The sequence below is a fragment of the Paenibacillus qinlingensis genome (assembly GCF_013204845.1).
Taxonomy (GTDB): Bacteria; Bacillota; Bacilli; order Paenibacillales; family NBRC-103111; genus Paenibacillus_E; species Paenibacillus_E qinlingensis.
Genome location: NZ_JABMKY010000031.1, coordinates 1 through 14,023, shown reverse-complemented (window position 1 = coordinate 14,023; position 14,023 = coordinate 1). Strand labels below are relative to the sequence as shown.

General features: G+C 46.4%; 9 protein-coding genes. All 9 read left to right on the top strand.

Annotated features, from left to right (window positions below):
* Positions 1 to 45 precede the first annotated feature (45 nt).
* The gene (locus HQN88_RS33155) at positions 46 to 426 is read left to right on the top strand and encodes a DUF4279 domain-containing protein (RefSeq protein ID WP_173120454.1); all 381 of its coding nucleotides are present in this window, start codon (positions 46 to 48) and stop codon (positions 424 to 426) included.
* Positions 427 to 477: 51 nt separating this feature from the next.
* Positions 478 to 834 (top strand): YxiJ family protein, encoded by a 357-nt coding sequence (locus HQN88_RS33150; protein WP_274318890.1) that lies wholly within the window; start codon positions 478 to 480, stop codon positions 832 to 834.
* Between the two features lie 36 nt (positions 835 to 870).
* On the top strand, positions 871 to 1,242 hold the full coding sequence (locus HQN88_RS33145) for an epimerase (protein ID WP_173120332.1): 372 nt from the start codon (positions 871 to 873) through the stop codon (positions 1,240 to 1,242).
* 18 nt (positions 1,243 to 1,260) lie between these two features.
* The gene (locus tag HQN88_RS38720; protein WP_420874468.1) at positions 1,261 to 1,449 is read left to right on the top strand and encodes a DUF6557 family protein; all 189 of its coding nucleotides are present in this window, start codon (positions 1,261 to 1,263) and stop codon (positions 1,447 to 1,449) included.
* A gap of 158 nt (positions 1,450 to 1,607) precedes the next feature.
* The gene (locus HQN88_RS38715) at positions 1,608 to 1,790 is read left to right on the top strand and encodes a DUF4083 family protein (RefSeq protein WP_173120330.1); all 183 of its coding nucleotides are present in this window, start codon (positions 1,608 to 1,610) and stop codon (positions 1,788 to 1,790) included.
* Between the two features lie 180 nt (positions 1,791 to 1,970).
* Positions 1,971 to 5,801 carry an S-layer homology domain-containing protein gene (locus tag HQN88_RS33135; RefSeq protein WP_173120328.1) on the top strand — a complete coding sequence of 1,277 codons (3,831 nt, stop codon included), beginning with the start codon at positions 1,971 to 1,973 and terminating at the stop codon, positions 5,799 to 5,801.
* Between the two features lie 318 nt (positions 5,802 to 6,119).
* Positions 6,120 to 7,268, top strand: a complete 1,149-nt coding sequence (locus HQN88_RS33130) for a response regulator (protein WP_173120325.1) — start codon at positions 6,120 to 6,122, stop codon at positions 7,266 to 7,268.
* Positions 7,265 to 10,312 carry an ATP-binding protein gene (locus tag HQN88_RS33125; RefSeq protein WP_173120323.1) on the top strand — a complete coding sequence of 1,016 codons (3,048 nt, stop codon included), beginning with the start codon at positions 7,265 to 7,267 and terminating at the stop codon, positions 10,310 to 10,312. Before HQN88_RS33130 ends, HQN88_RS33125 begins: the two co-directional genes overlap by 4 nt.
* 167 nt (positions 10,313 to 10,479) lie before the next feature.
* Positions 10,480 to 14,023, top strand: a 3,544-nt coding sequence (locus HQN88_RS33120) for an Ig-like domain-containing protein (protein ID WP_173120321.1), incomplete at its 3' end; no start/stop codon positions are given.

Below are 14,023 nucleotides of genomic sequence, written 5' to 3'. Positions count from 1 at the left end.
TTTACCTTAAGGGAGGTTTGCGCATCTTTGGATAAAACAAAAGTAATGGCTTACTTTAGCATTTTGGGAGATGTGTTTCCATTAGATGAAGCAACAAGAACCCTCAACATCAAACCAACTTCAACACACCAAAAAGGAGATACAGTTAGGAATCATATAAAAACTGAAACAGATTGGACATTAAGTACAGATTTTCAAGAATCTCATGATATAAATGAACAGTTAAATCCTCTCCTTAATCAACTTGAATCGAAAATAAATGAACTACAAGAACTTAAAAATAATTACGATCTATCCTTATTATTTATGGTCGTGATTCAAATTGAAAATAATGAAAAGCCTGCGATGTATCTGAAAAGCAGGATAATAAACTTTGCTAGTGCGATAAATGCAGAAATACACTTTGATTTGTATGTTTTGAGTTAGCCTTGGTCAATGAGAGCACGAGTTTATTAAATGGGGTTTGGAGTGAACTTGGTGGATAAAACGAAGATAGTCAGTGAATTACGTAATTTGCATAGGAGTGAATTGCTCAACCCCTTTCCATACAGAGATACTGATAGAATACAGGAGTTTTATAAAAGTGAGTTCTCTTTAATTCCAGATGAAGTTTTTACTGCTGATTTCAATGATTATTGCATGACAATTAGTTATGTTTTAAATGGCAATGCAGATAAAATACCTAAACGACAAGTTAGCTTACTTAGGATGAACTTTTTCGAGAGATTTCCAAAGTACATATTCCTTGAAGAGAACGTTGTTAATTTTTCAATATTTAGTGCTGAGTATAGTAGCTATGAGAAAGCAAGAAAAATGCTTTTGGAATATCTTTGAATGAAAGCACGATTTTATTTGAGAGGAAGCTATTGAATGAGCGAAAAGCATTTAGATACTTTCGGAGAAATCTTAATAAAAAAAGTTCGTGATTTAACAATTCATAACTGGGATTGTATCATTGATGGTGAGATGAAAGGTCAACGTTCTAAAGAAATTCGTGAAAAGTTGTCCTTTTTTAATGATGAACAAGTTGGGGTGTTTAAAGAATTGTTTCCAATGGTTGTTGATTCCACAATACATCATTTGTTATGGACATTAGAAGAAGAGGATGGATTAGAATTATTCGTTGAAGTTGACCAGAAAGTAAACAGAATTAGGGACATTAGTGATGGACTAGCAGGAGAACTATATACAGAAGATGGTTGGATTATGAGATTTAGTAAAAAGCGGTATAAAGAACTGTAAAAATAAAAGAGCAGTTTTATAGATCGGAGGAAATATAAGGACGATGAGTGGATTGGCTTCTCTATAGTAGGAAGCAAGTTTAATCAATGGCTAGGTTATTTTATTGACGAGAAGTCTTTAGTTACTTTGTCAAAAGAAAGTTTTATCGCCCATTGTCTTTGGGAAATGACATTCTATTATGGAGATGATGATACAGTGGAAAGATAAAACATGGATTTTGTTTAGTAGGCAGTACTCAGCAGGGGGTGTATAAGCATGGGATTAGTAAATAAAATTGAATTTACGATTGAACTAAACGGGTATAAGTTCAATAAAAGAGAAGTTTTATGTAAGTCAGATAACGTGTTGAGAGGAGAAGTCATTAGATGGGGTATTCGTTTTCGATAATAACAGGTTTAATGCAACTAATTTCGTTACTTTTAATAGTATTACTGATTGTAGCGTTAGTAAGTGCCATAAGATATATGAGATGGAAGAAGAAAAGTGATATTGAAATCGGCAGGAAGCTTGAAACGGTGATTGAATTACTGGGTAAGGATAGGTCGTAAATATGCAATTTAAGTATGTAGCCTTGTTAGACCTAGTTCAAATCTGTGAATAGTGGCTCTTTAGCTTGGGGATAGCAGGGAGAGCATTCATTCAAAAAAATGAATATATCAGAATTTGATATAGTTTGATAATATAGGTGTTGCTAGTAAAAATATTCCATAAAGGAGTGGAAGGTTTCCTTGTTTAACAGATACCAGGCGAAATGGCTTTGTTTATTAATCATTATATTGATGTACATACCGGTTGGGATGCTAAATGCAAGTGCAGCAACGAATATCACCGATATTAAGGGACATTGGGCCGAGGCCGATATAGAGGAATGGCTGGAGCAGGGGGTCGTAACTGGGTACCCGGACCAAACCTTTCAGCCAGAGCGGAATGTGACGAGAGGTGAGTTCGTAGCTCTTGTAAACCGGGCATTTCAATTTTCTGAAACACAGCCCATTACTTTTACCGATGTTAATTCGACCGATTGGGTATACCGGGAAGTACAGAAGGCAGTTGCACGAGGCTATATTGACGGATTCAGCGATAACAGCTTTCGTTCAGACCAGTCTATAACCCGGCAGGAAACGTCGGTCATGATTTCGCGGATCTTAAGGCTAGAGTCGAAGGATGCTAAGGCAGTTAAGCTTGGCAAGGATTCGGACAGTATTGCTTCGTGGGGGCAGGCGGCAATCAGCAATCTGCTTGATAACGGAATCATGAGTCTAGATATCGAGGAGATGTTTCACCCCAACCGTTCGATAACCCGCGCCGAAAGCCTAGTGTCTCTGAAGAGAGCGTTATCCTGGAGTAGGGTGGTGTATGATAAATCAGGCAACTATGGGGAGGATACATTAAAAATCGAACCCAAGGATGTTATCATTAGTGCTCCAGGAGTAACGCTAATGAATATGCATATTTTGGGTGATCTCGTGATTTCCAAAGAGGTGGGGGATGGCGAAGCCTATCTGGACAAGGTTCAAGTGGATGGCGTTACTCGGATTGAAGGTGGTGGGAAAAACAGTATCCATATTCAAGATAGTCAATTGGGTACTCTTTCGGTCAACCGCCTGAAGCAAGCTGTTCGTATTGTTGCGGAAGGAATAACCGTAATTCGGGATGCGCAGGTACTATCAAGCGCAATCCTCGAAGAGCACGAGATCAAGGGAGAAGGATTTATTCAATTAACCATCCTTCCCGAACCATCCGGCGGACAGAGTAGGAGCATTTCCGTTTCAGGAGATTTCCAATCTATACGCCTGAACGCCGATATCCAAGAGCTACAGATACTAACTGGAAACATAGAGAACCTATACATCGCGGAGGAGTTAAAAAATCCCACGATTGTCCTGAATAAGGATGCCAGTATACAAACTCTAGATGCAAAAAGCAAGTCTAAGATCTCAGGTGAGGGAACAATCCATCATGTGAACTTATCGGACGATGCGAAGGGTTCCGTACTCCCTGAAGCGAAGCCGAGTTTCCCTATATTTGGAGGTGGGGGATTCCCATCCGGGGGAGGGGGTGGCCCGTCAGGAGGAGGCGGGAATGCGTCTACTGCAGTTACCTCTATTACAGCAACGAGCGGGACGATAAAGGTTCTCTTTAATTCAAGTCTCGTGAGTCTTCCCTCTGCGACGGACTTCGTCGTAACACGGAAGAGGAATAATGGGGCAAGCGAAAATGTAAACATCTTGTCGGTCCACTTTATGGAGAGACAAAACGAAGTCTTGCTAACGGTTCCTCCTGTTGAATATGGCGATGTAGAACAAAGCGTAATCTATTCTATATCCTATAAAAATGTTAGTACTGTATCCTCCCCTGCATTTACAGTATCCAAAAGGAACGTAACTGTATCAGGTGCATTGTATTACTGGAAGTATGGGGCACCGAAGGCCTTACCTTTGTACAATGTGTACGTTAATTTAACAGGCATCCAGAACACAGAGGGTTCCTACGAAAGTGTTACGGACCAGCGTGGGAAGTTTGTATTTACAAATGTATTGCCAGGGACTTATATCGCGAATATATACTTAGGACCCATCAGGTATTACACCAGGGATTTTGTAGTGGAGGCAGGTAAGGCCTTTACGCTTCCGGATCTGATCATCGAAGAAGAGGGTCCTGAAGCTTCGGTGACAAATATAGTCTACTCCGATCTCGGCTATATCAGCGGGAGTGTCATGAACTTGGACGAACCGTATTCGGTCAAAGTTGAATTGGAGAACGGAACTTTGCTCCAAGGCCCTTCCAATAAATATGAAATGTTCTTTGGTTACAATCTGTTTGATTACAATCCGGGCCTTGTACTGAACCATGAAGACAAACTGTTCGTCACCATGTTTACTAATACATGGAACAGTGATCGTTTTGAGGTTAATGTTATGGAACGGCCGAAAACCAAAAGCCCTACAGGTATTAATGTCATATACGAAGATACGAAATATATTCGTGGCACTGTAGAGGATTGGTCCAATGCCATCACCGTCGTCAAAGAGGATGGTACCGTAATTGGCAATTCGCACAATAACCTCGGGAATTCTTTTGAGGTCTATCTTACAGGGAATGAACCACTGCCAGTTGGTGAATCACTTTCCGTCTACGTTCAAGCGGAAGGCAAGAGGAAAAGTGATCCTGTTAGGATCACGGTAGTTGCTCCAACGGAAGTTACAGCTACACCTTCCTTGGACAAGGAGCTTTTGGAGGGGAGTACGGTTATTACGGGAAAAGCTGCGGCTGAATCTGATATCATCGTAAAGAGATCCGATGGCTTCATCTTGGGACAGGATCGTTCGGGGCCAACGACGAATAGCGGGAGATTCAATGTGAATCTATCTTCAGCCACCATTGTGGGAGAGACTTTATACGTGTATGCAGACGGGTACGAGAAGCGTATCAGTGCGCCCCTCACGGTACAAGTCGGGGCAAGACCAGTCACTCCCGCCCCAGTGCTTGCTGGAGAAATATTTAGTGATTTTACATCCATCCGGGCTTCCGTTACACCAATTCCGAATTCATGGATCACCGTATATTTGAAAAATGGGAATGGAACGGTAATCAAGGAAATCATTGCTGCGGCAGATGGAAACGTCACGTTTTGGTACCCGGAGTTAGCTTCAAATACACAATACCAGTTAACAGCGAAGGCAGCAGAAATGAAGGAAAGTGTACCGGTGTTCTTCACGCCTAAAGAGCCTACGGAAGTGACACCGGTTCCGACAGTTTCGGAGACCGTGTATGCAGACGCAGGATATAGGGTTCACGGTATGACAGAACCTAATGCAACGATCCGTCTCTACTACGAGAACGGCACGCCGGCTGGTCTGTCGCAAGCTGATTCAATGGGGCAATTCTATTTTATCGTACCCATTGATCCCCCGGTGCTTCCTGGTGACAAGCTGTTGCTGAGGGCAGACCTGGAAGGCAAGCTGATGAGTGAGCCGCTGGTCGTAACAACAATTGCTTTGGTAGAAAAGTCGAGCCAGCCAGTAATCCAAGGCGGCGGGCTCTATGGGTACACAAGCAGATTATCGGGAACGGCAACTCCAGGAACACTCATTCAGGCCTATCATGAAGATGGCCGCCAGATTTATACCGGGGTATATTCAGATGCCACGACAGGTAATTGGAGTATTCTGCTGGTATATACCTTATTGCAGGCTGGAGACAGGATTTACGTCACGGCAGACGAAGTTGGCAAACTGCCGAGTGACCCGGTCTATCTCACAGTCCAGCCATCTCCGAAGTCAGTGACACCGACAGTAACAAGTAGTACGGTTACCTCGCAATCGACAATGATTCAAGGTACCTACAGCGGTGCGAGAATCGTGAATAGCCAGATAACGGCCATCTTTCTTGTTAATGAACAGGGTAATGTCGACGGATTCACATGGCTTGAGAGTAATGGTACTTTCACTATGTCTCTATCTCCCGAAAAACTTGTCCCTGGTGATACGATTAAAATTTATGCTCGGGAGGGGGATAAGGGCCTAAGTGACCCAGTGGTAATCAATATTAACGGTTAAAAAACAAGAGACATCCTTTTGGATGTCTTTTATTTTTTTCTTAAGGGTAGGCCTACTTTCGTCATTATATAGAATTTAAAAAGTCAGTGTTGTAAAAATTGCTTCATCATGCAAAAGTTTTTACAGCAGAAGCTTCGAACAGTTTAAGCTCGTTTTCCCGAATTCAAGGTGTAGCCTCAGGAACAAAAATAAAGGATTCACCCCACTTTTTGTCGAAATTTCTGATGTAGAAAGTAAAATAATGTAAGAGTAGCAAAAGGCATAAATATGGCTTACCCTTTGCGTTCATGCTTGCAATACGTAAGGAGACCAAGGTCGATGATTCGTGTAATGCTCATTGATGATGAAGAAGATGCGCTGGATTTATTGGAAATTTTGCTTGGACAAATAGGAAATATCAACATAGTGGGAAGGTATATGAATCCGATTCAAGCGATTGAAGCGTTAGCTAACTCTCCTGTGGATGCAGTGTTTCTGGATATTCAGATGCCGGGAATGAAGGGTACGGAAGCTGCCAGAACAATCAGAAGCATGATCCCTCTATTACCGATCGTATTCACCACGGCATATGCGGAATATGCAGTTGAAGCTTTTGAAATTCAATCGACGGACTATCTGCTGAAGCCATTTACCATACAAAGATTGCAGAACACGGTTGAGCGCCTTAAACAATCCTTATCTGAATCCGTCATTTTGGCGCGCCAAGGTGCAAACATCACCCCGACCATCTGCTGTCTAGGAGGCTTTCAAATTGGATTGCCGGGTGACACGACCAAGGTGTTAACTTGGAAAACGAAGAAGGAAAAGGAACTCTGTGCGTTTCTGATTCATTATGCAGGAAAGTCTGTAAATACGGCATCGATTATTGAGGCGATATGGCCGGGGTACGACTTGAACAAGGCAAAAACGTATTTGTATACGTGCCTGTCTTATTTAAGAAGAAGCTTGGCGGAACATCATATTCCAATCTATATACGTAAAGCGGATCAAGGATTCGTAGCCGAATTGGACGGGTTGACGGTAGATGTAATTGAGCTTGAGGGGCTACTGAGTATCAACTTGGCCGAGGAGGACATGGATGAAAGGTCTTACGATAAATTGAACCAGATGTATACAGGCGAATATATGGAAGCTTGCGATTTCAGTTGGGCTACGGCCAGACAGTTAGAGCTTAAAGCCTTGTATGTACGAGCGCTCCGCAAATGGTCCGCGAATTTTCAAAGTCAGGGTAATCGTGTGCTTGCAGTGGACTGTTTGCAAAATCTTTTGTCGCTTGCCCCCGAATCCGAGATCGACGGACGCGAGTTAATTAAGCTGCATTTGAAGATGGGGAATCGAAATGAGGCCTATCGTGTCTGTGTACAACTGGAACAAGCGGTGCGCTTTCAATTGGGAGCTGAGCTGGAAGAAGAGACTTTGCGGTTATTTCAACAAACGATTGATAAGACTGAGTGGCAACGCCGATGAGAAAAAAAATTGCAGCGGCGCTTATCACGTTATTTCTGTTGATGGCAACCTATGGCACACTGTTTACCTACTTCTCTATCTACAAAAAAGTCATGCCAGCAGCGGTCAATGGAAATATGGACTTAACTGCCTGGCATTTTGATAAAGGCGGCCCCGTTCGGCTGGACGGGCAATGGGAGTTATATCCGAATCAACTAATCGGCCATTTGGCTTCTCTCTCTTCTCTCGCTGTTAAGGAGTCAACGCAAGAGATGATTCAGGTCCCCGGATCATGGTCCAAACAGATGAGCACGATTGGCATGGCAACCTATCGATTGCAGATTCGGATCGGCGACGCCGGCGTGGTGTATGGTCTGAAAACAGCGGCCATTCATATTTCCAATCGGCTCATCGTCAACGGCCAAATTGTCGGATCAAGCGGAAATCCAGCCGAGAAGCAGAGCTATAGCGCGCTTAACAAACCATATGTCAGCTACTTCACGCTGCAGCCGGGCTGGAATGAAATCCTGGTTCAGGTGGCTAACTATGAATTTCGGGTAAGCAGTGGAATCAGCGAATCGCTTCTCTTTGGCAAAGCCGAGCAAATTTCCAAGCTTCGTGATCAAGCGACAGCGCATGATTGGGTCGCGTTCACTGCCTTCTTGATCATGGGGTTATATTTTATTGGTTTATTTTCTCAACGCAGAGGCGATTTATCACTCATGGTACTGGGTATCGTTTGCGTATGCATTGCTGCATTTACAAGCGTCAGCGGCGAGAGAGTATTATTTGATACGATTGGTCCGATCCCATTCTGGCTGTATTTCCGAATTCAGATGGTATTGACCGTTGGCGTAGGTGTTGGATTTTTCCTTTATGTATATACCGCTTTTCGGCCTTACTGTTATGAATGGCTCACTCGAAGCGGGCTGGCTTTGGGGGGGATACTTGCAGTGCTGCATGTAGGCTTCGCCACCGAGCTCACAACAGGGCCAATTCGACAATTCACATCGTTTTACGTGACTTTCTCGTTGTTGTACGCAACGTATGTATTCGTATATACGGCTTTGCACAAGGTAGCTGGTAGCGGGTATTTGGCCGTGGCGGCAATGGCTCTGAATGTGCTGGTGCTGAACCAGAATATGAACGTGTACTTCGGCGTGCCAATCTATTCGCTTGCGCCAGTTGAACCTTTTCTTGTTCTGTTGATGCTAGCTTTGCTTATGTCGCTTCGGTTCTCGAACGCTTTCCGTAAAATCGAAGAGCTGTCAGGGCAATTGATGCAAGCAGACAAGTTGAAGGACGACTTTCTGGCCCGAACTTCGCATGAATTCAAGACACCGCTTCATGGTGTGATGAATATTTCCCGGTCCATGCTGGACGATATCGCACATCCGCCAACTGCGGAACAACGGGAAAAACTGCAATTGATAACTGACATTACGAGGAAGCTTTCGCAGCTCGTTTACGATATTTTAGACTTATCCAAGTTAAAACTAGGTGAACTGAGAATCGTCCCGGCTCCAATCGATGTTCGTTCGGTCACGGAGGTACAAGTGCGCTTCTACTCCTATTTGTGCACGGAAAACCATATTCAACTGATAAACCATGTGCCTGCGCAGTTGCCTTCTGCTATGGCCGATGAAATCCGCCTGAGCCAGGTTATTGGAAATTTGCTGGATAATGCGATCAAGCATACGGAGAACGGTAGGGTTGTTGTTACAGGAAGAGAGCATGCGGGCAGGCTCGAAATTGCGGTGCACGACACAGGAAAAGGTATTGATCCCCAGGATATTCCATTAATTTTCGAGCCCTTCAAATCGCTTGAGGGAGCACAGCAACGTGGCTTCGGATTAGGGCTGCCGATTGCGAAACAACTGGTTGAACTGCAAGGAGGGACGCTTTCGGTTACTTCAACGCCTGGAGTCGGTTCGACCTTTACATTCACGCTTCCGATCTCTGAACAGCGAAGAGAAGCAACATTGTCCTATTCAACTCCCATGGTTGTTCCCAAAGAAGTCGAATATTCCTTTGCTACGCCTTTTCATACGAATTCGAAAGGTAAGCATACGGTTCTTATCGTCGACGATCAGTACGTGAACTTGAAAGTCTTATTGGACGCCCTTCAAGCACTCGACTATCGCGTAATCGCGGTCAAGAACGGGTATGAGGCGCTGGAGCAACTCGATCAGTCGGGCAGAATCGATCTTGTCATTCTCGATTTGATGATGCCAGGCATGTCAGGGTATGAAGTATGCCAAGAGATTCGCAAGCGATACTCGTTGCTGGAGATGCCCGTCCTGATGGTAACGGCGGCGATTCAACCCCAAGATAAGGTTGCAGCACTCCAAGCGGGTGCTAACGATTACTTGTCAAAACCGTTCGATGTGGAAGAGCTTAAGGCGAGAATCGGCAGTTTGCTCGCGATGAAGGAATCGCTCGGTCGAGCGATCCATATGGAAGTGGCCTTTTTGCAATCACAGATTAAGCCTCATTTCTTATATAACGTTCTGAACAGTATAGTGGCATCAAGCTATAAGGATGTGGAGCGAGCGAGGAAGATGATCGCGGATCTCGCCGATTACTTGAGAGGGAGCTTTCGGTTCAGTAATGCGGAGGAACGTATCGGGTTTGCGGAGGAATTTAGTCTGATTCGAACGTATGTCGAGATTGAGCGGGCTCGATTCAAAGATCGTATTCGCTTCGAGTCCGATATCGCAGAGACTGCTTATAGTTTGCGCATGCCACCGCTTCTCTTGCAGCCTCTGGTAGAAAATGCGATCCGTCATGGCATCGGCGATCGTATTGAAGGAGGTACGGTGACGATGACAGCGGAAGAGTTGGATGGGAAGTGGCGATTTGTTGTAGCCGACGACGGCGTAGGGATACCGCCCGAACGATTGAAGGTACTGCTTGAAAGGCCCGATGCGGACGAGCCACAGGGAGTCGGTTTACGGAATATTAACAAGCGGTTGAAATACGAATATGGCATTTCGCTAGAGCTGGAAAGTGAGCTAGGGCGTGGTACGAAAGTTACCATTTGCATCCCTGCTTCGTCAATATAACTGCATAGTACCGATTGACATAACAGGTTCTCATCCTATCAGATGGGGCCTGTTTTTTCATGGGGGAAATTGTCGGTTTTTAAGGTTTCTTTAAGGTGCTGTCCGATATGCTGAGATAGAGAATGAGGGATATGCGACAGAATGATAATTTGGAAGGAAGATGCAGATTGATTCCGGCAATGAGAAGGAGTAAGACATACGATAGATTACGCAAAACGGTACATGTATTACTCGCCGTTATACTTTTGTTACCGCTTTTATTCACTAGAGGCACAGCTTCCGCAGCGTCTGGCTGGTCGATGATCGACGGCGGAGGTCCTAACGGACTCAACGTAAATGCAGCCAATCGTGCGGAATATCCTGCTATGACCGTATGGAACGGCGAAGTTTATGTCACTTGGCAAGAAAAGGTCGTTCCAGGCGTAACCGCTAGTCAAATCAGAGTGAAGAAATATAACGGTACGGGCTGGACGAGCGTCGACGGTAACGGTCCGAACGGATTAAATATCAACTCAGCCAAAGATGGAACGCGGCCAATTCTGGCCGTATCTAACGGTTCTTTATATCTTGCTTGGACTGAAGCGGTTACATCGTCCTATGGTCAAATTCGGGTCAAGAGATACAACGGAACAAGTTGGACAAGCGCTGAAGGGGAAAGCACAACCGGAATTAACATCGATTCGACGAAGGATGCTAACTTCCCTACCCTTGTTGAATACAATAATGCTTTGTATGCGTCATGGTCTGAATTGGGTAAAATTTATATTAAGAAATATGACGGTGTAGAGTGGACAATCGTCGATGGAAGTGCAAACGGATTAAATATCAATTCAGCTAATGGTGGAAGTTTTCCTGCTTTGGCTGTAATGGGAAATGAACTATTCGCGATATGGTCGGAACAGAACACAGGTATTTATCAGCTCAGAGCCAAAAAGTATGACGGCACGAGCTGGACGACAATCGATGGCGGCAGCGCGACTGGGTTGAATATAGCGACTGGAAAACATGCGTACTACCCAACGCTAACCGCTGTCGACGGCGTCATGTACGCAGCTTGGTTTGAACCGGTGGATTCGACGACGGATGACCAAATTCGGGTGAAGAAATACGACGGCGGTAACACTTGGTCAAGCGTTGACGGCGGTGGAAAATATGGAATCAACGTGAACACTGGATACCGAGCTAATTATGTAAAGTTAGCAGGCGCCAATAATGAATTATATGCGGTGTGGTCCGAAAATTCTGGCTTGGTAGGAGCGGGATCAACCCCCGTATTTAAAATTCGAGCAAAGAAGTATAACGGAACTGCTTGGTCGAGCGCCGAACTTGGCTTAAACGGTTTTATTGTGGATAATACGAAAGCTGCTTTTTATCCTGCCATAACCACACTAAACAATGCTTTATTCGTAGCATGGCAGGAAAAAAACAGTACGGTAGAGCAGCTTCGGGTGGCTAACTTACCGGCTCCAGCTGTTAATAGCGTAGCTGTTACCCCAGGCACGGCAAGCATGATACAAGGAGGAAGCAAGAATCTCACAGTTGCGGTAGATGCGGTGGGAGGAGCGGCAACGACGGTCACTTGGACAAGCAGTGACGTCACTAACAAGGTGACGGTGGACAGCGCGGGTAACGTAAACGTCGCGGCGGATGCCGGACTGGGCAATTATACGATCACGGCCACCTCGACGGTGGATAATAGCAAAATAGGAACAGCGACGATTACTGTCATACTGCCTACCGTTAATAGCGTGCTCGTCAGTCCGATTAGAGCAACCGTCTTACAAGGTGGAAGTAAACAGTTCGCTGCAGTGGTAGACGCGGTGGGAGGAACACCGACGACGGTCACTTGGACCAGCAGCGACGTTGCCAACAAGGTGACGGTGAGCAGCACGGGTAACGTAACCGTCGCAGCAGATGCCGTGCCGGGCGTTTATACGATCACGGCCACATCTACGGTGGATAATAGTAAAAAAGGGACAGCTCCGGTTACCGTCACGGCAACACCTGCCATTAATAGCGTAACCGTCAGCCCGACTACCGCAAGCGTCGCGCAAGGAGGAAGCAAGAATCTCACAGCAACGGTAGATGCGGTGGGCGGAGCGGCGGCGACGGTCACGTGGACAAGCAGTGATATCACTAATAAGGTGACGGTGAACAGCTCGGGTAAAGTTACCGTTGCGGCAGATGCCGCACTGGGTGATTATACGATCACGGCAACTTCGACGTTTAATAACAGCAAAAAAGGGACTGCGACGATCACCATTACTGAAGCGCCGGCCATCAACAGCGTGACTGTTAGCCCGATATCCGCAAGCGTGGTGCAAGGAGGAAGCGAGCAGCTCACGGCTACGGTAGATACGGTGGGCGGAGCGGCGGCGACGGTCACATGGACAAGCAGTGACATCACTAACAAGGTGAAGGTGAATAGCTCGGGTAAAGTAACCGTCGCGGCTGATGCGACCCCGGGTAATTATACGATTACGGCGACTTCGACGTTCAATACCAGCAAAAAAGGGACAACGACGATTACGGTCACGGCCATGCCTCCAGCTGTGAATAGCGTAACCGTAAGCCCAAGCACCGCAAGCGTGGCGCAAGGAGGAAGCAAGCAGCTCACAGCGACGGTAGATGCGTTAGGCGGAGCGGCGACGACAGTCACATGGACGAGCAGCAATACGAAGGTGAGTGTGGACAGCGCGGGGGAAGTAACCGTAGCGGCAGACACCACGCCTGGTAATTATACAATCACGGCAACATCCACGGTGGACAGCAGCAAAAAAGGAACTGCGACGATTACCGTCACAGCATCGCCAGCAATTAACAGCGTAACCGTAAGCCCAAGCACCGCAAGCGTGGCGCAAGGAGGAATCAAGCAGCTCACAGCGACGGTAGATGCGGTGGGAGGAGCGGCGACGACCGTCACATGGACGAGCAACAATGCGAAGGTAACGGTGGACAGTGCGGGGGAAGTAACCGTAGCAGCAGACGCCACGCCTGGCAACTATACAATAACGGCAACATCGACGGTGGACAGCAGCAAAAAAGGAACAGCGACGATTACCGTCACAGCGTCGCCAGCAATCAATAGCGTAACCGTGAACCCAAGCACGGCAAGCGTGGCGCAAGGAGGAAGCAAGCAGCTCACAGCAACGGTGGATGCTGTGGGCGGAGCGGCGACGACGGTCACGTGGACGAGCAGCAACGCGAAGGTGACGGTGGACAGTGCAGGGGAAGTAACCATAGCGGCAGACGCCACGCCTGGCAATTATACAATCACGGCCACATCGACGGAGGACAGCAGCAAAAAAGGAACTGCGACGATTACCGTCACAGCATCGCCAGCAATTAACAGCGTAACCGTAAGCCCAAGCACCGCAAGCGTGGCGCAAGGAGGAAGCAAGCAGCTCACTGCAACGGTAGATGCGGTGGGAGGAGCGGCGACGACCGTCACATGGACGAGCAACAATGCGAAGGTAACGGTGGACAGCGCGGGGGAAGTAACCGTAGCGGCAGACGCCACGCCTGGCAATTATACAATCACAGCAACATCGACGGAGGACAGCAGCAAAAAAGGAACTGCGACGATCACGGTCACAGCATCGCCAGCAATTAACAGCGTAACCGTAAGCCCAAGCACCGCAAGCGTGGCGCAAGGAGGAAGCAAGCAGCTCACTGCAACGGTAGATGCGGTGGGAGGAGCGGCGACGACCG

Bases quoted from the DNA above. Each gene is read 5' to 3' on its own strand.
- HQN88_RS33155 (WP_173120454.1), top strand. From the start codon at position 46: ATGGCTTACTTTAGCATTTTGGGAGATGTGTTTCCATTAGATGAAGCA.
- HQN88_RS33145 (WP_173120332.1), top strand. From the start codon at position 871: ATGAGCGAAAAGCATTTAGATACTTTCGGAGAAATCTTAATAAAAAAA.
- HQN88_RS38715 (WP_173120330.1), top strand. From the start codon at position 1,608: ATGGGGTATTCGTTTTCGATAATAACAGGTTTAATGCAACTAATTTCG.
- HQN88_RS33130 (WP_173120325.1), top strand. From the start codon at position 6,120: ATGATTCGTGTAATGCTCATTGATGATGAAGAAGATGCGCTGGATTTA.
- HQN88_RS33125 (WP_173120323.1), top strand. From the start codon at position 7,265: ATGAGAAAAAAAATTGCAGCGGCGCTTATCACGTTATTTCTGTTGATG.